Below are 19,063 nucleotides of genomic sequence, written 5' to 3'. Positions count from 1 at the left end.
CGCCGCCAGCACCTCGCGATCCCCGGCACGACGCCGCCCACCACCCTGCGGACGCGTCGGCGCAGGTGGCACCACCCGCTGGAACAACTCCCACAGCTCGTCCGGAACCAGACGCTCCACCATCGTCACGCCGAAACACTATCGACCACACCAAACGAAACAACTTCTTATGCGGCGCGGGTGAGGTCGAATTCGGCGATGACGGGTCTGTGGTCGGACTCGCCGTCCGCGCTGGTGATGACTCGGTGGCCGGTGATCGTGCCGACCGGCAGGGTGGTGTAGACCCGGTCGCAGCGGTAGGGCAGTTCGCTGTCGTGCCCGACCGTGGGAGTGGTGTCGCTCAGGTGTGCGCCGACGTCGAGGAATCCGGATTCTTCGAGCGCTTGGGCGGGACGGCGGTCGAGCTTGCGCCGTGAGCGTCCCGCAGGCGCGTGAGGTACGGGGTCACCGACCGGGAGGGCGTTGAAGTCTCCGCCGATGATGGCGGGGTATTCCTTGGCGATCAGGCCGAGCGCCTCGGCCTCGGCGAGCCGGATCACCGGACTGGAAGGGGCCAGGTGGATGCTGGCCAGTTGCAGGGGATACGGCTGCCCGTCCGTTTGCACGACGATGCGGGCGACGCCGTGCCAGTACGGGTGCCCGTGTTCGTGTCGCTGCTCGATCACTTTCAGACCGTCGTCTTCACGGACGAAGATCGCCAAATGGCAGCCGTGATGCGCGCTCGGGCGAAGGAAGCCCCGCATGCCCAGCAACTGCTCGACCAAGTGGAAGGTGCGGAAGTGGTTCCGATCCCAGTACGTGCATTCCTGCAATCCGACGGCCGTCGGCGAGTACGAGGCGAGCAACGTCATCTGTCGGCGGAGCCTGGCGTCGCTGCCGCCGTCGATGCCACCTTCCAATAGGTTCCAGATCGCATAGGTCAGCTTCATGACTTCTCCGATGGTGAGGTGAAGACGTGGGGCAATGCCCGGCGCGACGATTGCTATTCCTAATCCTCCGGCGTGGTGTTGGGGAAGGCTGGAGCGGACGGCTCTTCCAGCTGCCCGACAGCGGCTTCCGCCGCCTCGGCTGCGTGTACCTGGAGTCTCTCCGCCGCGACGGTGCCCCAGCCGGCCAGCCGTATGACGTCGCCAAGCATGGCCTGAAGCAGCTCCTTCAGCTGCTCGGCCGTCACCTCGATCTTGTTTTGTCTCTCCGCGTTTCGGCCTGCACGCGGTTGATGCATGACAAGAAGATCTATGGTTAAAGCCTGGTTGAGGCGGTGGCGTAGCGCTTCCAGTACTTCGACATCGGCAACGTGGTAGCACCGACCGCCCGCGCGGCCCCTACCGCTTCTCTCGAAGCGCAGCCAACCTGCCTCGGCCCAGGCTATGAGCGTCTTACGCGAGATGCCCAAACGCCGCACAGCTTCGCTGGTGGCGACCATCCTTATGCTACCGGGGGCCGCAGTCAGGCACAGAGCGCCCAGAAGAAGGACGGTCCGGCTAACAGCGCTCAAGCTTGCTCTCCCATCTGTGGCAATCCACGATCCGAGAGTGATCCAGGCTGCGGGTAAGCCCGCGGCTGATACTTCTCTCAACGAAAAGGGCGGTAGGGGCCGGTGGGCTTAGAACTCGATACGAGCCCAGACCCACTTTCCGACTGGCGGCGTGTGCTCGACCTTGAGTTCTTTCGCGAGCATCAATACGAGAGGGAGCCCAAACCCGCGGAAGCTGGGAAGGCCCTCGGTGCCCGCCTCGTCGGGCATTGCGTCGATCGCGTCCAGTTGGGGCATGGGGAACTTCGCCGCTGGCATGTTCTCCGAGCTGTCCCACACGCCTACCCAGACGTCAATTTCGCTGAAGACGGCGCGGACTGTCACCACCTTGTCCGCCGTCTCGTCGACCGCGTTGGTCGCCAGCTCGGTAGCGATCGAGCAGACATCCTCGATCTTTCCCGGGTCTACCTGAGACGTGAGGCCGAGCTGATCGAGCCGGTCGGCCAGGGTGCGTCGAAACTTTCCGGGCAGCTTTGTGGTAGCCGGCGCGGACCATTCCAGCACATTGGTGGCATTTGTCTTGATCTGCACGCGGTGGCCTCCTCGCTCGAAGTGTGGCGCGAGATATAGAGTTACGCGCGAGCGCTGTAGACGTCGCGTATCGTTGGCAGCCCGATACCTCGATACCCCCGGGAGTGTGACCGATGGCCCCCGTAGTGTCACTGACCGCAGACGAGGACATGTGGCACTGGGTTGCGGTTGAGCTGCGCTTTTGGCGCGAACGCGAAGGACTCTCACTGTCTCAGATGGGAAGCATTATGCAGACCACAAAGGCCGTGGTATCGAACATCGAGCATGCGCGGCCAACGCACCGGATGAACCTGGATCATGCGGAGCGTATCGACCTACACTTTCGCCTTGGTGAGCATTTCCGAAGGTTGGTCCGATATGCCCGCGCCGGGCACTCTCCGGACTGGTTCCGGAGCCACTTGGCGTTCGAGGTCAGGGCCCGGGTGCTCAAGATCTACGAACTCGCGCTAGTACCCGGACTGCTCCAGACCCCCGAGTACGCGCGGACCCTTCTGGAAGAGGGGCAGATGGTGAGCGATGTGGACGCCGCCGTGCGGAGTCGCATGGCCCGGCAGGAGATTCTGGACCGGCGAGTGGCCCCGGAGTTGCGGGTGCTCCTGGCGGAGTGGGTGCTAGAGGCCCCCATCGGAGGTCCGAAGGTGATGCGGGCGCAGCTAGGGCACCTCCTAGAGGTGGGGGAGCGTCCCGGCGTATCGATCAGGGTCGTGCCCACAGAGGAGGGTTTCCACCTTGGGCTAGAAGGTGCCTTCCTGGTGACCACAGTCCCAGAGGGACAGGTGGCCTACCTTGAGTCGTGCGGAGGAGGGCGCCTTGAGCAGGCGCCGCAGGCTGTGCATCAGTATGACGTGCGCTGGTCACGTATCGGAGACGCGGCGCTTAACGTAAGGTCCTCTAGAGCACTGATTCAGAGAAGAATGGAGGCGTTCTGATGTGGCGCAAGAGCAGCTACAGCGACTCATCTGGTAACAACTGTGTTGAGGTAGCCGACCTGGGTCGGGAGGTGGGGTTGCGAGACTCCACAGACCCAGAGGGGCCCAAGCTCATGGTTGGCCGAGACCACCTGGCTGACCTCCTTTCACAGATCAAGGCCGGGGAGCATGAGCTGTAGCCGGAAAGAAGGAAGCTGCTGACCCCCGGTCAGCTTGAGAAGACCCCTCCGCGGAGGGGTCTTCCGTGTGTTTGGGGCATCCTTTATTGCGTCGGCAATGAGACTGACGGCACTGCTGGATTTGTCTTCCTCTCGCGGCCTTCGAAGGGGCTACAGCCATGGCGACCTACTGGGTGGGACCGCCTGGACCAGGTCGTCGACGAGTTCGCGGGTTCCACCGTGTCCGTGGCCGTGCAGTTCCGTACCGAGTACGCGGCTAGCCGGCCGACGACGGGGCCTCCGTCTCTTCTTTGATCCACGTGAGATAGTCCCCGAGCCCGCCGACGATCGGCACCGCCACGATCTCGGGGGTGTCGTACGAGTGGACGGCCTTGATCGCGGCTATGAGGTCGTCGAGACGCGCGCTGGTCGTCTTCAGCACGACCGAGAACTCCTCGTCCTTCTCCACCTTGCCTTGCCACCAATAGGTGGACGCGATCGGACCGCTGATTTGCGCACAGGCCGCGAGTCGCCCCTCGACCGCGGCCTGGGCCACCTTCTCCGCCTCTTCACGGCTACCGGCCGTGACGTGTACTTCGAGGTTCTGGGTCATGCACCGACCTTAACCGCCTGGCGGTAGCACCGCCCTGACCTGGAGAATTCGAGACCGGCGGGCATTGCCCGAAGCGTTCGAGCTCCAGCCCTGCTCGAACAGATTGCGGAGGAGTTCAGATGACCGAGTGGCGTAAGTCGATGACCTACGGTGAGGGAAGCGTTAACGGAGCTTGTGTGGAGCTGGCTCGCCTAGACGGACGCGTCGGCCTGCGTGACTCGCAGGACCCCGAGGGGCCTGCTTACTCGCTACCGCGTGAGAGCCTGGCCGGCTTGCTGGCTGAAGTGAAGGCTGGGCAGTACGAGCTGTGAGCTGCTGGCCCCTGTCAGAAGGCCCCTCCGTGGAGGGGCCTTCTGTGTTTCTAGGGGATTGCTAGCGGTACGTAGATCTGGTGACAGGCGGTCGGCAGACCGTAAGCGGCCAGGACCTTGCGGCCGGGGCCGCTGTGGCGCTCAACCCGCCAGCGGGTCCCCGGCATCGGGTGTAACCGCAGGTAGGGGCGTCTCTTGGAGGTGGAGGCGGTCCGGTTGGCCCGCATAGGGGACACCGGTCCCGAGTCGCGCAGGACGTAGGTCCCCTGGTGTTCATGCGGGACGGCGTGGAACCTGGCCGTATTGCTCACGGTAGGCGAATGATCCGTTTCGGTTATGAACCGTGCCCCGTCCCGACAGAGCCCGCAGATTGATGGATCGACCCCCGAGCCCTGACCAGGTGGTCCCCGGCCCGCCGCCGGGGCCACCCGGTGCCATGAGCGTTCCCACCCGGGTCGCCCTCGTCCGGGTGGCCCCCGCCGGACCGGCGGATCCGGGCCCTGCGACCTTGCCCCGGCACGACCGTGACCAGTCCGAGAAGGAAGGCAGGACCACATGACCCCCACCCGATCGGCCCGCCGCACCCGCCTCACCCGGCGGGCCGCCGCGCTCGCCGCGATGGTGGCCGCGGCCGCGCTGCTGCCCGCTCCGGCCGCCCACGCCGCCTCGTCCACCACCTGCACCGGCACCACCCACGTCACCTACACCCCCGGCCTCACCCTCACTCCCCAGACCGTCACCGTGGACGAGACCGACACCATCACCTCCTGCACCTCCACCGACTCCACCATCACCGGCATCAACACCGGCGGCCCCTTCTCCTACAGCGTCCCGAACGCCGCCTGCAATTACGTCGAAGCCAACCCCGCCGGTGGCGGCCAGCTCACCATCCACTGGAACAACGGCCAGACCTCCACCCTCACGGGCCTGGTCAGCGAACTGACCGCGACCGGCGGCATCGTGCAGAACATCGCCACCGGTACCGTCACCGCAGGCGAGTTCACCGGCGCCGCGGCCGCCATCACCTGGGCCTATCCCCTGGTCAACCCCCTGCAATGCCTGGCCCCCGGCGGCCTCACCACCCAGAACGGCACCATCCTGGTCCAGATCACCGGGGCGTGAGCCGCATCATCCGACCCGACACCGAGGACCAGAACGTCAAACGCCCAGAGACGGTCCCTAGGCGTTCTCGTGGCCGTCCTGCTCTCCCCGGACTGAAGGGCCGCCGGGCGCTGTCGGGGCGCGGGGTGGGTGCGTGCGACCGGCGGCCGGGGGTGGCGTTCCCGCGGGTTAGGGGAGTGGGCCCGTGATGGTCTCGATCCAGGGGCGGTGGGCGGTGACGTCGGTGTAGATGCCCTTGCCGTCCGAGCAGAAGATCTCGTTCATCCGGCTGAACGCCCCGATCAGCCGCCAGCCGGCGGGTCCGGCGATCAGCAGCGGTCCGCCGGAGTCGCCGCGGCAGGGACCCGTCTGGGTGGCGGGGTTGCCGGTACAGAACTCCTTGGCCGGGTCCGGGGCGTTGGGGGAGTCGCAGAGGGTCGCCGGACGGATCGCCGAGTCGAGTTGGCGGAGCGAGTCGGGCGGGGTGCAGAACGCCTGTCCCGGGGTCGTGCATCCCCAGCCGATGAGCCGGTCCGGAGTCCCGTCGGCCGGGCGGGCGCCGATCCGGACGGGCGTGTTGGTCACCGGCTGGTCGAGCTTGAGGAGCGCGATGTCGTTCTCGGTGCCCGAGCCCTGCGGGTGCCGGACGATCTCCGCGACTCCCCGCGCCTTGCCCTCGGTGGCCCATTTCAGGCCGCCGACGCGCAGCCTGAGGTCGGCGGGCACATGGCCGTCGACGCAGTGCCACGCGGTGACCACCCAGGTCGGCGAGACGAGACTGCCGCCGCAGAAGTGCGTCTCGGCGTCCTGGATCGAGACCATGAACGAGTAGGGGACCGTGGCCTGCGTGCCGCCGATGATGGCGGGGGACGCGGCGGCCCGCGCCGGTGAAGCGCAGGTCAGGGCGATGGCGAGCACCGATCCGCAGGCCGCCAAGATCGTTTTGAGGTTGCGCATGGCGTCACTCCCTTTCTGCCGGAAATGGGATGTGGATCAAGTTAAGGGAGATCAATATCCGCCGGACAGTGCGAGAGGCGAAGAGGGCGCGAAAGGGCATTGTTGCTGACAATAGGGGCACTTATCGTCGTCCAGTACGCACATCCTCCGGGGAAATGCGGCCGCCTTAGGGAAGGAGGCGGGCGATCGCCCTGGCGGACGCCTGGCCGTCGTCGTGGGGACAGTAGGTGTCGAAGAACCTGTCGTAGGCGTCCACGTAGCGGTCCTGGACGTCGTCGATCGCGCGCAGGGCCTCGGCTACCTCGCCGGACGAGGTGAGAAGGGGACCGGGCGCCTCGGCCTCGAAGTCGAGGGAGAACCCGCGCACGTGGTCGCGGTAGCGCTCCAGGTCGTAGGTGTAGAAGACCATGGGACGGCCCGTGCACGCGTAGTCGAACATGGCGGAGGAGTAGTCGGTGACCAGGACGTCGGCCGCGAGGTACAACTCGGCGATGTCGGGATAGCGGGACACGTCCATCACGAAGGCGTTCTCGGGATGGTGGGGACGGTCGTTGACGAGGTAGTGGGTCCGGACGAGCAGGACGTGGTCCTTGCCCAGGACACGGCGCAGGGTCTCCACGTCGAGTTCTAGGGAGAAGCCGCGCCTGCCGGGGGAGTGGTGCAGGTCGTCGCGCCAGGTCGGGGCGTACAGGACGACTTTCTTCTTCTTGGGGATGCCCAGCCGCTTGCGGATGCGGGCACAGGCGCGGGAGAAGTCCGGAGTGGTCAGCAGGTCGTTGCGCGGATACCCCGATTCGAGGATTTCCCCGTCGTACCGGAACGCCTTGCGCATGACCTCGGTGGTGAACGGGTTCGGGGACAGGAGGACGTCCCAGCGGGGGACCTCGTGCTCCATCCAGTCGAGCTTCTCCACACGCCGGTAGGGCATCTCCTTGAGGTCGTGCGCGATGCGCTTCAGCGGAGTGCCGTGCCAGGTCTGCAGGTATCTCTGGTCGGGCCGCTTGGTGAACCAGGGCGGGAGGCCGTAGTTGGTGACGATGTAGCGTGCGCGGGCGAGCGTCCTGTAGTGCTCGCGGGTTCCCGCCAGGACGGTTCTCGCGTCGCCCTCTGGGGTGAACTGGCCGTCCTTGGAGATCCAGACGCATTCGAGGTCGGGGTGGCTCCGCGTCAGCTCCTCGTAGACGGCGCGTGGATTGCAGCTGTACTGGGACGCGCCATAGCTGTCGAAGACGGCGAGTTCCGTCAGGGGGCTGCGCAGGTAGACGGGATAGTCGCGTTCGCGCAGGATCCGCTGCGCGTGGCGGCCGCGCTCGTCGTCGCCGAGGGCGGTGCGGGCGCGCAGGAGCAGCGCGTCGACCTGGTGGACGCCGACCTCGAACTCGTGGACGCCCACCGGGCGCCGGGCGGGCAGCCGGGAGATCATCGCGCGTTCCAGCACGACGGCGGCGCCGTCCGGGGTGAGGAGTTCCCAGGTCCCGCCGGCCAGCGGGACCCGCTCGCCGAACAGCGGCATCGCCCCCGGCGCGAGGACGGCCGTGAAGCGGTCCTCCGCCCAGGTGAGCGGGACGCGGTGCCGGTCGCCTGACCGGCGGCGCCGCAGCACCAGGTGGCCGGGGCGGTCGCCGGGCCCGGCCCCCTCACCGGCGCTGTCGCCGGCCATGTCGCCGGCCAGGGTGAGCCGGTCCTCGGCGTCCCACGCGGCAGACGTGACGACGGGACGGCGGCCGCGCTCGACGCCGCGCAGGTTGCCGTAGGCGGTGCGGGTCAGGGCGAACTCCCGGTCGCCGGAGGCGAAGCGCGCCCCGGCGAGGTTGCGGGCCACGGTCAGGCGGAGCGGCCCGCCCGTGCCGGTGAGGCGCACGTCCCAGTCGATGACGTCGCGCAGGTGCGCGCCGCCGCGTCCCCCGGCCGCGGAGATCAGCTCCTCCAGCGGGAGGGTGGCGGTGAAGTCGAAGCCCGTGCCGGTCCCGGTGCGCAGTGTCGTCGCCGGACGCAGGGTGACCTCGCCGCGGACCTCGGCGCCGCCGTGCCGGCGCGCGGCGACGAGGGCGGCGCCGGCGCCGAGGGCGCGCCGCGTCCAGCCGGTCAGCTCGATCGACGCGCCGGCCGCCCGGTAGCCGGTGACGACGGCCTTGATGTGCTTGACGTGGACGGCGAACCCGTCCCCGGCCGCCGGCTGGATCACGACGTGCTCGTCGACCTGCCGCGCGGCGGCCCAGTTGACGGCGGGCGCGGCCGAGGTGAGCCGCTGGGCGGCGCGGCGCCCCGCCGTGGTCACCTCGGCGTGCAGCTCCCAGGTCGCCGCCGGCCACTCGCCGCCGTCCTGGAGGGCCTCCGGCTCGACGCGGACGCGGAACCCCGACCAGTCGTAGGACACGCGCGACTGGCCCGACCGCGCCGTGGCCTCGGGGCAGCGCGTCCGCTCCACCGGGAGCCTGACCTCTTTGCCGGTGCGGGCGTCGCGCATCCATATCCGGATCCGCGAGTCGTCCGCCGACTCGACCGGGAGGCGGCCGAAGTGCGCGTGGCCCTCGACGACGAGCGCGCCGCCGTCCCAGTGGAGGCGGTCGACCTCCGTCCACAGCGGGAACTCGGCGGTGACGTCGTACACCTCGTCCGGGACGCGGCGCTCGGCGTCGCCGAAGAACGGGTAGCGGGCGTACCAGCGCTGCCGGACCTTGCCGCGGCTCACCAGCGGGACGTCCTGCGGCGCGTCCTCCTCGAAGCGCAGCAGTTCCAGCAGCTCCGGCAGCATCCGCTCGCGGAGCAGGTGCAGCTCCAGCCGCGTGAGGGCGGGCAGCCCGCCCACCGCCGCCGGGGTCGTGGCCGCGACGATCCCGGCGCCGCGCTCCACCAGGCGGGCGCGGTCGGCCTCGGACGCGCCGGGCAGCGCGCCGATCAGCGCGCGGACGTCCCGGCCGAGCGCGTGCCGGTCGTAGGCGGGCAGCAGCGCGGGCGCGTGGTCGCCGAGGACGGTGCGGACCATCTCCAGCGAGCACATCCGGTCGGCGATGTTGCCCAGGTCGTACCGGTTCTGGGTGATCGAGCCGGGGCGGCGGCGCCAGTAGTAGACGGTGGCGTCGAGCACGTCCACGGCGGCCGCCCGCACGTGCGCCTCGATGCTGACGGGCAGGTCCTCGTAGAGCATCGCGGGGAACTCGAACCGGTGCGCGTCCCAGAACGACCGCCGGTACACCTTGTTCCAGACGGTGAGGTCCTGGACCAGGACGGGGTACCGGGTGATGTTGGTGGCCTTCACCGTCGCCGCGTACGGCTCGGCGTGCACCCACGACTGCCGGACGCGTTCGCCCTCCAGGCGCAGGACGTTGCCGCCCGCGAGGTCGGACCCGGTCGACTCGAGCGTTCCGACCAGCAGCTCGTAGGCGTAGGGCGGCAGGGCGTCGTCGCCGTCGGCGAAGGCGAGGTAGCGGCCGCGGGCGCGGGCGATGCCCGCGTTGCGGGCGGGGCCCGGCCCCGCGCCGTCCCGGCGCATCAGGACGAACCGGTCGTCGCGCTCGGCGGCCTCGCGCGCGAGCGCCGCGCCGCCGTCCGCCGACCCGTCGTCCACCATGATCACTTCGAGGTCGCGCAGGGTCTGCCGGGACAGTGAGTCCAGGCATTCGGCGAGGTACTCCCCGACGTCCCGGAAGGGGACGACGACGCTGACGGTGGGCGGCACGGGCGGCTCCGTTCTCAGTGTCCGTTCTCAGTGGCGGTCGGCCGGGCCGGCGGAGCCCCGCAGGACGCGGTCCAGGACACGGGACGCGGCGCGCCCGTCGTCGTGCGGGCAGTAGCGGGCCGCGAACGCGGCGCGGGCGGCGCGGAACCCGGCGTCGAGCGCGCCGGGCTCGGCCAGGGCCTCGATGACCTCCTGGGACGTGCCGAGCAGCGGGCCGGGGGCCTCCGCCTCGAAGTCGAAGTAGAAGCCGCGCACGTGGTCGCGGTAGCGCTCCAGGTCGTAGGTGAAGAAGACCATCGGCCGGCCGGTGACGGCGAAGTCGAACATCGCGGAGGAGTAGTCGGTGACGAGCACGTCGCTGATGAGGAACAGCTCGGAGATGTCTGGATAGACCGACACGTCCAGGACGCTGTCGCCCGGCCGGCAGGCCGGCCGGTCCGTCACCAGGTAGTGGGTGCGCAGCAACAGCGTGTGGTCGCGGCCGAGGGCCGACCTGAACCGGTCGACGTCGAGTTCGAGGCGGAACGCGCGCTTTCCGATCGCGTGGTGGAAGTCGTCGCGCCAGGTCGGCGCGTAGAGGACGACCGTGCGGTCCGGCGGGATGCCGAGCCGGCGTCGCACCGCCTCCGCGATCTCCTCGCGGTGGGGGCTGGCGAGGATGTCGTTGCGGGGGTAGCCGCTTTCGAGGATCTCGCCCTCATAGGCGAACGCACGCCGGAACAGCGGCACGGAGAACGAGTTCTGTGCCAGGAGCAGATCCCACTGCGGGACGTCGTGCTCCATCCAGCTGAGGCCCTCCGTGCGTTTGAAGGGCATCTCCTTGACGTCGTAACCCAGCTTCTTGAGCGGGGTGCCGTGCCAGCACTGCACGTACGTCTGGTCCTCGCGTTTGGTGAACCACTCGTTCTGCGACCAGTTGCCGAAGATGAAGCGCGCGCGGGCGAGCGCCTCGTAGTGCTCGCGCGTGCCCGCCAGGACGGTCCGGGCCCCCGTGGGCCTGCCGAACTGGCCGTTCTCGGTGACCCAGACGCATTCCAGGTCCGTCTCGCGGCGGCGCAGCTCGTCGTAGATGCCGCGCGGGTTGCACGAGTACTGGCGGCCCTTGTAGGCGTCGAAGAGGGCGAGGTCGCGCATGGGCAGGTTCAGTTGCCGCCGGTAGTACCCCGAGCGGAGCCGGCTCTGCGCGTACGGCCCGCGCTCGTCGTCGTCCAGCGCCGTCTCGATTTTGAGGAGGAGCTGGTCGGTCTTGCGCGCGCGCACGTCCACCCGGTGCAGGCCGGTCTCGTGCGGCTCCGGCAGGTCTCGCAGGGCGTGGCGGCGGATCACCACCGGCCGCTCCCGCCCGCCGAGCGTCGCCAGGACGTCCCAGCGGCCCGCGACGAGCGGCCGCGACATCCCGAGGACCGGCATCCGGGAGGGGGAGAAGGACGCGGTGAAGCGGTCGCCGTCCCAGTGCAGCGGGACGGTGTGCTCCTCGCACGAGCGGCGGCGGCGCAGCACCAGCGCGTCCGGGCGGCCCGCCGGGTCCGAGCAGGAGCCGGCCAGGTCGAGCGCGCCGCCCGGCGACCACGCCGCCCGGTCGACGGCCAGGACCGGCTCGCGGACGACGAGCCGCAGCGTGTTCCGGCGGGTCGGCGCGACCTCCACCTCGCCGTCCTTGACCGGGAACGCGGCCGCGGCGCCGCGATCCAGATGCGGCCTGATCCCGCCGGGCAGCGTGATCTCCCAGTCGCCGGGGCGGCGGGCCAGGCCGGCCAGCGGCAGCCGGGCCCGGAAACCGCCGGGGCCGCCGCCGGTCCGGCCGCCGGTCTCCCAGGCGAACTCGGCGGCCGTCTCGACCGGCCCGGCGACGGTGGCGCGGCCCACCCGGGGCGTCGCGGTGATCCGCGGCTCCAGGCCGAGCGGGGCGTCGCAGCGGCCCTCCAGCCAGAGGTCGCCGCCCTCCACGTGACAGCCGGTGATGACGGCATCGGCCCGCCGCACCTGGACGACGAACCGGTGCCGGCCCGCGACGCCCTGGACCAGCACCCCCGGCGCGCACTCGCGCTCGTCCGGCCACTGCAGGCAGGTCAGCTTCGGGTTCCCGAAGGTCCGCCGCCGCCACACCCCCCGGTTGATGACCTCCACGCACGGGATCCAGTCGACCTCCCGCCACCGCCCGAAGATCCGCAGGCTGGACGGGTCGATCTCGGCGACGAAGCCGGACCAGTCGTAGGACACCACCGGCTGCCGGGACCGCGCCGTCACGTCCGGGCGCCGGACCCGCCGGACGGGGACGCGCATCAGCCCGCGGCGATTGGACGCCAGCAGCCACAACCGGATGCGCGAGCCGTCCTCGGTGGAGGAGTCGAGGTGGCGGATGTAGGCGTGCCCTTCTAGGCGCAGCCGCCCGTCCACCCACGTCGCCCGGTCGATCGCGGCGACCGGCGTCAGCTCGTCGGTCACGTCGTACACGTGGGACGGGACGGCGCGCTCGCCGTCCTCGAAGAACGGGTACTCGGCGTACCAGCGGGCGCGCAGCCCGCGGCGAACCCGCGGCGTCTGCGCGGGCATGCCGAGCTGGACGAACCGCAGGACCTCCATCAGCTCGGGGAGCATCCGCCGGCCCAGCAGGTGGAGCTGGAGCCGGGTGATCGACGGGAACCGCTTCACGACGCGGCCGGCGATCTCCTCCGCCAGCGCGGCGCCCATCTCCAGCAGCTCGCCGCGGTGCTCGTCGGCGGTCCGGGGCAGGGCCTCCAGCAGGATCCGCAGCTCGATGTCGACCAGGACGTGCTCGTCGTAGGCGGCCAGCAGCTGCGGCGCGTAGTCGGCGAGCCCGTCGCGCAGGTCGCGCGCCGAGCGCATCCGCTGGGAGATGTTGTCCCAGGTGTAGCGGTCCTCGGTGATGGACCCGGGACGCTTGCGCCAGTAGTAGACCGTCTCCTGCAGGACGTCCACGGTCCCCGCCAGGGCGTGGGCGCGGGCGGTGACGGGAGGGTCCTCGTAGAAGCCCGCCGGGAACTCCAGCCCGGCGTAGTCCCAGAACTCCCGCCGGTACACCTTGTTCCACGGTGTCCGGTCACGGACCAGCAGCGGGAAGGAGGTCACGTGGGTGCGCGAACGCGCCTCGGTGAACACGCCGTCGTGCAGGGCCGACTGCCAGGTCCGGCCGGTCTCGAAGCGCTCGACGTTCCCCGACGCGATGTCGGACCCGGTCCGCTCCAGCGACGCGACGAGCCGCGCGTACGCCTCGCGGTCGACCACGTCGTCGGCGTCCGCGAACGCGAGGTAGGTCCCGGTGGCCTCGCGGACGCCCGCGTTGCGGGCCGGCCCCGGGCCCTCGTTGCCGCGCGTCAGCAGCCGGAACCGCGGGTCGCGCCCGCCCATGTCCTTGGCGATCACCGCGCCGTTGTCGGTCGACCCGTCGTCCACCATGATCACTTCGAGGTCGCGGAAGGTCTGCCCGGCCAGCGACTCCAGGCATTCCCGCAGGTAATCCTCGGTGTTGTGGAACGGGACGACGACGCTGAGCTTCGGGGTCATGGGGCCTCCAGGTCGGGTGCGCGGGGCGCCGCCGGGAAGCGGCCGGACTCGCGGCCGGGAACCCGGGAAACCTCGCCAGACCGAGCATGGTGACGCCGCGCGATTTCCCGAACGCGGATCGCGATTGCAAGGCCGTCACCTGACACAGACTTGACCCGACCTGGCCCGCGTTTACCGGCCGCTGACCCGGGGCCCCGCCCCGAGGGGACTCAGCCCCTCGCGCCGTCCTCCCCGCCGGGCGCCGAGCCCGCCAGCGGGGTGGTGTCCAGATACCTGACCTCGTAGACCCGCTCGGCGAACTTCCAGCCGTCCGGGGTACGCCGGTAGCGGGCCCACGGCGGTGCGATTTGCCGGGGGCCCTCACGGGTACGACACCGCTCCCGCCGCGAATGTGACGCGGCGCGGTCCCGCTCCGAGGCGTCAGACGGGACGGATGCCGGGAGCGGGCGTTCCGTCCGTCAAGGTGGCGATCGCGGTGCGGATGCTGGTGGCGAGGACCTCGAACTCCTCGGAGCGGGGCGAGGTCGCGCGGAACCCCAGCCCGATCCTGCGGAACGGGGCGGGGGACGCGAAACGGTGGAGCGCGAGGTTAGGGGCGCGCCGTGTCTCCACTGGAAGCGCTGTCTCCGGGACGAGCGTCACCCCAAGCCCACCGGAGACGAGCTGGACGAGCGTCGCGAGACTGGTGGCGTAGGTGGCCGCCGCCGCGCGCGCGCCGACCTCACGGCAGACGTCCAAGGTCTGGTCTCGCAGACAGTGACCCTCGTTGAGCAGGATCACCTCCAGATCGCTCAGAGCCTGGCGTGACACGCCCTCCGCCGGGGCGTCCAGGTCATAGGACGACGGTGTGACGAGCACGAAGTCCTCGTCGTACAGCGGCAGCTCCGTCACCCCGGTGACCGGGGAGGGCAGCGCCAGCAGGACCACGTCCAGCCGCCCGGCCAACAGCTCGGTCACGATCTGGTCGGTCTGCTCCTCGTGCACCGACAGGGCCAGCTCCGGGTACTCCTCGGCGAGGCGGGGCAGGACGACCGGCAGCAGGTACGGCGCGACGGTCGGGATCACGCCGACGCGCAGGGGACCGACCAGCGGCCCCCGCACCGCCCGGACCTCCTCGACCATGCGGTCGAGCTCGGCGAGGACCAGTTCCGCCCGCCGGGCCACCTGCTCGCCCGCGGGGGTGAGGAGCACCTTGCGGGTCGTCCGCTCGACGAGCCGGGTGTTGAGGGTCTCCTCCAGCGCGGCCACCGAGCCCGACAGGGCGGGCTGGCTCATGCGGAGCGCGGCGGCGGCGTCCCGGAAGTGCAGGTGCTCGGCGAGCGCCAGGAAGGCTCGAAGCTGAGCCACCGTCGGCCGGCTGATGGCCATCTCACTCCCCCCGGCGCGGCTCGCCTCCTGCTGGCTCGCTCTCACCGGAAGGTACCCGACGCGAAGAGCGACCCGGGCGATTCACCCCTCCCGGCGGACACCGGCCAGGAGGGCGCCGACGGTCTCCGCCTCGGGGGCGGCCAGGCTCTCGAAGATGGCCTGGGCACGTGTCCACGCGGGCAGGGACGCCGCAGGGTCGCGTGCGGTCTGGCCTAGAAGGGTCAGGGCCGTCGCGGTGCCCCACTGGTCGGCGATGCCCTCATGGACGGTCAGCGCGTCGTCGAGCCGGGCCGCCGCCCGGTCAGGCTGGCCGAGATCCAGGTGGGCACGGCCGAGGTGGTTCAGGACGACCCCCTCCAACCACCGGTTGCCCGTCCGCCGGTGAAAGGCCAATGCCGCCTCCAGGACGGGCACGGCACGCTTCGGCTCGCCCAGTTCCAGGTACGCCTCACCGAGGTTGGCCAGGCCGATCCCCTTCACCCAGGGATCGTCGAACGCCTGCAACGTCTCAAGGTGGGGGATCGCCTCCGCCGGGCGCCCCATCCGCACGAGCACGTCACCCAGGTTGCCCAGGCATTGCCCGGCCCCCCAGTCGTCGCCGATCTCCCTGCGGAGCCGCAGCGCGGTGGAGAAGTGCTCGGCGGCCCGCGCGTGATCCCGGCCCGTGACGGTCAGGGCGGTGCCGCGGTCGTTCAACGCCCAGGCGTGCGCGAACGGCCCGCACCGCTCGGCCGCGCGGACGGCGATCTCGGTGACCTCCAGCCAGTCGCGGTAGTGGCCGCGCACGGAGAGGAACCCCCACAGCGCCGCGGGCAGCTTCCAGGCCCGCTCCCACCGCCCGGCCCCGGCCGCCTCGCGTACCAGCGCCAGCAGCGCCTCGCGCTCGGTCTCGCACCAGGCGACCGCGCCCTCATAGTCCGCGAACGGGGGCCGTACCTCACCCGGGACGGGGACGACCCGGCGGTGCGCCGCGATGAGCCGCGCGGCGTCGCGGGCCGTCCGCAGGTACCAGTCCGCGAGGCGTTCACGGGCCCTGTCCGTCGCGCGGGGGTCGTCCTCGGACAGCCGGGTCGCGGCGTACTCGGCGACCAGGTCGTGCAGCCGGTACCTGCCGTCCGCCGCGTGCTCCAGGAGGTGGGCCCCGGCGAGCGCCTCCAGCGCCCCGGTCGCGGGCGTCCCGCACAGCGCGCGCACCGAGCCCGCACAGAACGTCGCCCCCGGATGCAGGGAAAGAAGCCGGAACGTCAGCGCGAGTTCCCCCGGCAAAGAGGAGTACGCCAGAGTGAGCACCGCCTCCAGTGTCGAGCGCTCATCCCAGGGAGCGGCAGGCGAGTCCCATTCCGGGACGGGGCGCGCGTCCGGCCGGCCCGGCACCCGGGCGGCGGCGATCCGCAGGGTGAGCGGCAGGTCCCAGCAGCGGGCGGCGAACGCCGCCATGTCCACAGCCGTACCCGCCACCGTGCCCGCCACCGTGTCCGCCGTCATGTCCGCCCGGTCGCCGAGCAGATCCCGCAGCAGCGCGGCCGACTCGTCCCGGGGCAGCGGCCCGAGCGCGATCTCCCGCACGCCGCCGGCGAGCCCCGGCAGGCGGACCCGGCTCGTCACGAGGACAGCGCAGCCCGGCGCGTCCGGCAGCAGCGGCCCGACCTGCGCCGGGTCCGCCGCGTCGTCCAGCACGACCAGCACGCGGCGGCCCTCCAGCAGGGACCGGAAGCGCGCGCCGCGGTCGGCGGGCGTCGCGGGGATCGCCTCCGGGGCGACGCCGAGCGCGCGCAGGAACCCGCCGAGGACGTCGCCGGGGTCGGCCGGCGCGCGGCGCGCCGAGTGCCCGCCGAGGTCGGCGAACAGGATCCCGTCCGGGAAGCGGTCGCGGTCGCGGTGCGCCCAGTGCAGCGCCAGCGCGGTCTTGCCGGTCCCGGCCGCCCCGGCGATCACGGCGACCGGCACCGGCTCGCCGGGGGAGCCCGGTAGCAGGTCGAGCCGGCCCAGGGCGTCACGGCGTCCGGTGAACCCGGCGGGAGCGGGCGGCAGCCGCAGCGGCGCCCGCCGGGCGTCCGCGCCGCGGTCGGCCAGCAACGCGACCAGGGACCCGCCCGCGCCGAGCGCGTCGTCGCACGCCCGGGCCAGCTCCGGTCCCGGCTGCCGGCCGCCGTTCTCCACCCTGCTCAGGTAGCTCTTGCTGTAGTGGACGGCGAGACTGAGCGCGGACAGCGAAACCCCGCGCTCACATCGCATTCTCCGCAGCGCCGCGCCGAACAAAGGCGCACCCTCCCGTCGTGTGGACGGTCGTCGCCGGAAACGGCCGGCCCCGACCGGCTCTCCACCCCGTTTCGCGATCCCAGTATGTCGCCGCCCGCGCAACGCGGAAGGGAACAGCACATGGCGTTTGTCGCCCGGTGCTCAGCCGGGACGGTGCGCGCGGGCGAACAGGCAGGTCCCGGGCCAGGAGGAGGTCGGCAGGCGCCGCTCCAGCGCCGCGGACAGGCCCAGGACCCGGTTGGCGAACGGCGAGAGCGGCGCGAGGTCCTCGCGGTTCGGGCCCCGGTGACGGAGGCGGCGCAGGACCGGGCGGAGCAGGACGCCGCGGCTCCACACCCGGTCCAGGAGCAGGCCCGCGCCCTCGACCAGGTCGACGAGGGCGCGGCGCGTGTACCGGCGGACCCTGCCGAGGCAGACGTCGTGCGCCGACCAGAGCGTCATGTCGCACGGGACCGACAGCAGGACGATCCCGCCGGGCCGCAGCACCCGCGTGATCTCGGCGGCGGCGCGCTGGTGGTCATCGATGTGGTCGAGCACGTCCATGGCCAGCGCCAGGTCGAAATGGGCCGACGGCAGGGGCAGGTAGCGCGCGTCGCCCTCGTACGCCTCGACGCCCTGCGCGCGCGCCAGCTCCACGGCCGCGGGGCTGAGGTCGATCGCGGTGGCCCGCCAGCCGTGCTCGGCCAGTTCCCGGGAGTTGCCGCCCGCGCCCGCGCCGATGTCGACGGCGTCGCCGGGCGCGCTGAACCGCAGCAGCTCGCGGGACAGGATCGCGCGGCGCTCCCGGTACCACCAGTTGCCGTCCTCGATCCGCGCGACCCGCTGGAGCTCGATGGTGTCCACGGGTCAAGCCGACGGCATGGCGGCGTCCCGGGCCATCGTCGCCGCCGCGCCCCCGGCATTCGTTGACCCGCCCTTGACCCGCGCGCGACGACCACCGGGCCGCGGCGTGGGCCGGGGCGCCGTCGCGGGTCAGGCGCGGCCGCGGCGCCGGGCCAGGAAGCGGATCGCCAGGAACAGCGCGACCAGCGCGCCGAGCACCGGGACGGCCCGCTTGGCCAGCGAGGGCCCCGCCACCTCCAGCAGGTCGATCGCGTCGTCTCGGGCGTACGCCGTGGGCGGGTTCCCGCGTGCCGCGCTCTCGTCGGCCGGCGCGGCCGGGGACTGCGGGCCCTCGGAGACGGGCTCGGCGACCTCCGCCTTGGCGGGCTCCACGGCCGGCTCCACGGCTGGCTCCAGGGTGGGCTCCACCTTCGGCTCGACCGTCGGCGCGACCTCGGTCCCGGAGCCCTTCCCCGCCTTGTCACCGGCCTTGGGCTCCGACGGGAGGGACTCGACCGAGGGCGCCTGGGTCTGCGGCGCGACCGACGGCCCGCCCTCCTCGGCGGGCTCGGCCTCCAGCTCCGCGGCGAGCGCCTTGGCGAACCTGGCGATGATCTTCGAGCCGACCTCGGAGAGGATGTTGCGCCCGAACTGGGCGGGCCGTCCGGTCACGTTCAGCTTCGTGTGGACGGTCACCCGCGTGGTGCCGTCCTCCTCCTCGTGCAGCCGCGCCTGGACGGTCGCCGACGCCGTGCCGGGACCGCGGGCCTCCTTCGCGGCGGCCTCCAACGTGACCGTGCGCGCGTCCTCGTCGGCCGAGACGATGCGGGCGGTGCCGCGGTAGGTGATGGTCATCGCGCCGACCTTCACCTTCATCCGGCCCGCGTACTCCCCGCCGTCGACCGAGTCGAGGGTCGCGCCGGGCACGCAGGCGGCGACGCGCTCCACGTCCAGCAGCACCGTCCATGCCCGATCCGCCGGCACGGGGACGGTGAAATCGTGGTCCAGCTCCATGATCGCTGTCCTTATCGTCCGGAAGGCTTCCCGCGACCCTATGGCCGCCGTCCGGCCCGCCGCCACTCGGGGATCGCGGGGCCGGACCCGCCCGCCGGAGCGGGCGGGCGGGTCCGGTCCGCGTCCGCGTCAGCCCGCGGCGGCCGCCGCGAGGGCGCGGGCCGTGAGCACCGACGCCAGATGCGTCCGGTACTCCGACGAGCCGTGCAGGTCGCCCGGCGGTTCGGTGCCCTCGGCGGCCCGCTCGGCGGCGGACCGG

At 71.5% G+C, this 19,063-nt stretch carries 15 protein-coding genes and 2 pseudogenes; 4 read left to right on the top strand and 13 right to left on the bottom strand.

Translation table 11 applies throughout. The annotated features are described in order from the left end of the window. The 4 genes and pseudogenes from E1291_RS27470 to E1291_RS27455 all read right to left on the bottom strand — a co-directional run. Positions 1–129, bottom strand: a pseudogene (locus tag E1291_RS27470) (IS5/IS1182 family transposase); the annotation flags it as partial. 38 nt (positions 130–167) lie between these two features. Beyond that, the gene (locus E1291_RS27465) at positions 168–929 is read right to left on the bottom strand and encodes an endonuclease/exonuclease/phosphatase family protein (RefSeq protein WP_131740981.1); all 762 of its coding nucleotides are present in this window, start codon (positions 927–929) and stop codon (positions 168–170) included. A gap of 59 nt (positions 930–988) precedes the next feature. After that, the gene (locus E1291_RS27460) at positions 989–1,426 is read right to left on the bottom strand and encodes a MerR family transcriptional regulator (RefSeq protein WP_131740980.1); all 438 of its coding nucleotides are present in this window, start codon (positions 1,424–1,426) and stop codon (positions 989–991) included. Positions 1,427–1,606: 180 nt separating this feature from the next. After that, a complete protein-coding gene (locus E1291_RS27455) occupies positions 1,607–2,068 on the bottom strand; it encodes an ATP-binding protein (protein WP_131740979.1) in 462 nt (153 codons plus the stop codon). 113 nt (positions 2,069–2,181) lie between these two features. Here E1291_RS27455 and E1291_RS27450 point away from each other — a divergent pair, with 113 nt between their 5' ends. Further along, entirely contained in the window at positions 2,182–2,997 is an 816-nt protein-coding gene (locus E1291_RS27450; RefSeq protein WP_131740978.1) for a DUF5753 domain-containing protein, read from the top strand. Further along, positions 2,997–3,176: a DUF397 domain-containing protein gene (locus E1291_RS27445; protein WP_131740977.1), complete on the top strand. Its 180-nt coding sequence runs from the start codon at positions 2,997–2,999 to the stop codon at positions 3,174–3,176. The genes E1291_RS27450 and E1291_RS27445 overlap by 1 nt, the downstream gene beginning before the upstream one ends. A gap of 256 nt (positions 3,177–3,432) precedes the next feature. On the opposite strand, the gene cutA is transcribed toward E1291_RS27445, so the two are convergent. Further along, the gene (gene cutA, locus E1291_RS27440) at positions 3,433–3,768 is read right to left on the bottom strand and encodes a divalent-cation tolerance protein CutA (RefSeq protein ID WP_131740976.1); all 336 of its coding nucleotides are present in this window, start codon (positions 3,766–3,768) and stop codon (positions 3,433–3,435) included. Positions 3,769–3,887: 119 nt separating this feature from the next. Between cutA and E1291_RS27435 the strand changes: the two genes are divergently transcribed. Together E1291_RS27435 and E1291_RS27430 are read left to right on the top strand one after the other, a co-directional pair. After that, positions 3,888–4,079, top strand: coding sequence for a DUF397 domain-containing protein (locus E1291_RS27435; protein ID WP_131740975.1), 192 nt, complete (start codon positions 3,888–3,890; stop codon positions 4,077–4,079). 555 nt (positions 4,080–4,634) lie between these two features. Continuing rightward, positions 4,635–5,201 carry a hypothetical protein gene (locus tag E1291_RS27430; protein ID WP_131740974.1) on the top strand — a complete coding sequence of 189 codons (567 nt, stop codon included), beginning with the start codon at positions 4,635–4,637 and terminating at the stop codon, positions 5,199–5,201. Between the two features lie 168 nt (positions 5,202–5,369). Here the strand turns inward: E1291_RS27430 and E1291_RS27425 are convergent, their stop codons facing one another. The 8 genes and pseudogenes from E1291_RS27425 to E1291_RS44735 form a co-directional block, all read right to left on the bottom strand. After that, complete coding sequence (locus tag E1291_RS27425; protein WP_131740973.1) at positions 5,370–6,137, bottom strand: S1 family peptidase; 768 nt, start codon at positions 6,135–6,137, stop codon at positions 5,370–5,372. Between the two features lie 166 nt (positions 6,138–6,303). Further along, entirely contained in the window at positions 6,304–9,816 is a 3,513-nt protein-coding gene (locus E1291_RS27420) for a bifunctional glycosyltransferase/CDP-glycerol:glycerophosphate glycerophosphotransferase (protein ID WP_131740972.1), read from the bottom strand. Positions 9,817–9,843: 27 nt separating this feature from the next. Next, entirely contained in the window at positions 9,844–13,341 is a 3,498-nt protein-coding gene (locus E1291_RS27415; protein WP_131740971.1) for a bifunctional glycosyltransferase/CDP-glycerol:glycerophosphate glycerophosphotransferase, read from the bottom strand. Between the two features lie 420 nt (positions 13,342–13,761). Beyond that, positions 13,762–14,688, bottom strand: a complete 927-nt coding sequence (locus tag E1291_RS27405; protein WP_242614405.1) for a hydrogen peroxide-inducible genes activator — start codon at positions 14,686–14,688, stop codon at positions 13,762–13,764. A gap of 102 nt (positions 14,689–14,790) precedes the next feature. Further along, positions 14,791–17,088, bottom strand: a complete 2,298-nt coding sequence (locus E1291_RS27400) for an ATP-binding protein (RefSeq protein WP_278045287.1) — start codon at positions 17,086–17,088, stop codon at positions 14,791–14,793. Positions 17,089–17,109: 21 nt separating this feature from the next. Beyond that, entirely contained in the window at positions 17,110–17,811 is a 702-nt protein-coding gene (locus E1291_RS27395) for a class I SAM-dependent methyltransferase (RefSeq protein ID WP_131740968.1), read from the bottom strand. A gap of 129 nt (positions 17,812–17,940) precedes the next feature. Next, complete coding sequence (locus E1291_RS27390) at positions 17,941–18,804, bottom strand: SRPBCC domain-containing protein (protein ID WP_131740967.1); 864 nt, start codon at positions 18,802–18,804, stop codon at positions 17,941–17,943. Between the two features lie 129 nt (positions 18,805–18,933). Further along, a pseudogene (locus E1291_RS44735) lies at positions 18,934–19,063 on the bottom strand (xanthine dehydrogenase family protein subunit M); the annotation flags it as partial.

Source organism: Actinomadura roseirufa (assembly GCF_900659635.1).
Classification (GTDB): Bacteria; Actinomycetota; Actinomycetes; order Streptosporangiales; family Streptosporangiaceae; genus Spirillospora; species Spirillospora roseirufa.
This window is presented reverse-complemented; position numbering and strand designations above follow the sequence as displayed.

Coding starts and splice junctions, on each gene's coding strand:
- E1291_RS27465 (WP_131740981.1), bottom strand. CDS start 929: ATGAAGCTGACCTATGCGATCTGGAACCTATTGGAAGGTGGCATCGAC.
- E1291_RS27425 (WP_131740973.1), bottom strand. CDS start 6,137: ATGCGCAACCTCAAAACGATCTTGGCGGCCTGCGGATCGGTGCTCGCC.
- E1291_RS27445 (WP_131740977.1), top strand. CDS start 2,997: ATGTGGCGCAAGAGCAGCTACAGCGACTCATCTGGTAACAACTGTGTT.
- E1291_RS27460 (WP_131740980.1), bottom strand. CDS start 1,426: ATGGTCGCCACCAGCGAAGCTGTGCGGCGTTTGGGCATCTCGCGTAAG.
- E1291_RS27415 (WP_131740971.1), bottom strand. CDS start 13,341: ATGACCCCGAAGCTCAGCGTCGTCGTCCCGTTCCACAACACCGAGGAT.
- E1291_RS27430 (WP_131740974.1), top strand. CDS start 4,635: ATGACCCCCACCCGATCGGCCCGCCGCACCCGCCTCACCCGGCGGGCC.
- E1291_RS27435 (WP_131740975.1), top strand. CDS start 3,888: ATGACCGAGTGGCGTAAGTCGATGACCTACGGTGAGGGAAGCGTTAAC.
- cutA (WP_131740976.1), bottom strand. CDS start 3,768: ATGACCCAGAACCTCGAAGTACACGTCACGGCCGGTAGCCGTGAAGAG.
- E1291_RS27450 (WP_131740978.1), top strand. CDS start 2,182: ATGGCCCCCGTAGTGTCACTGACCGCAGACGAGGACATGTGGCACTGG.
- E1291_RS27390 (WP_131740967.1), bottom strand. CDS start 18,804: ATGGAGCTGGACCACGATTTCACCGTCCCCGTGCCGGCGGATCGGGCA.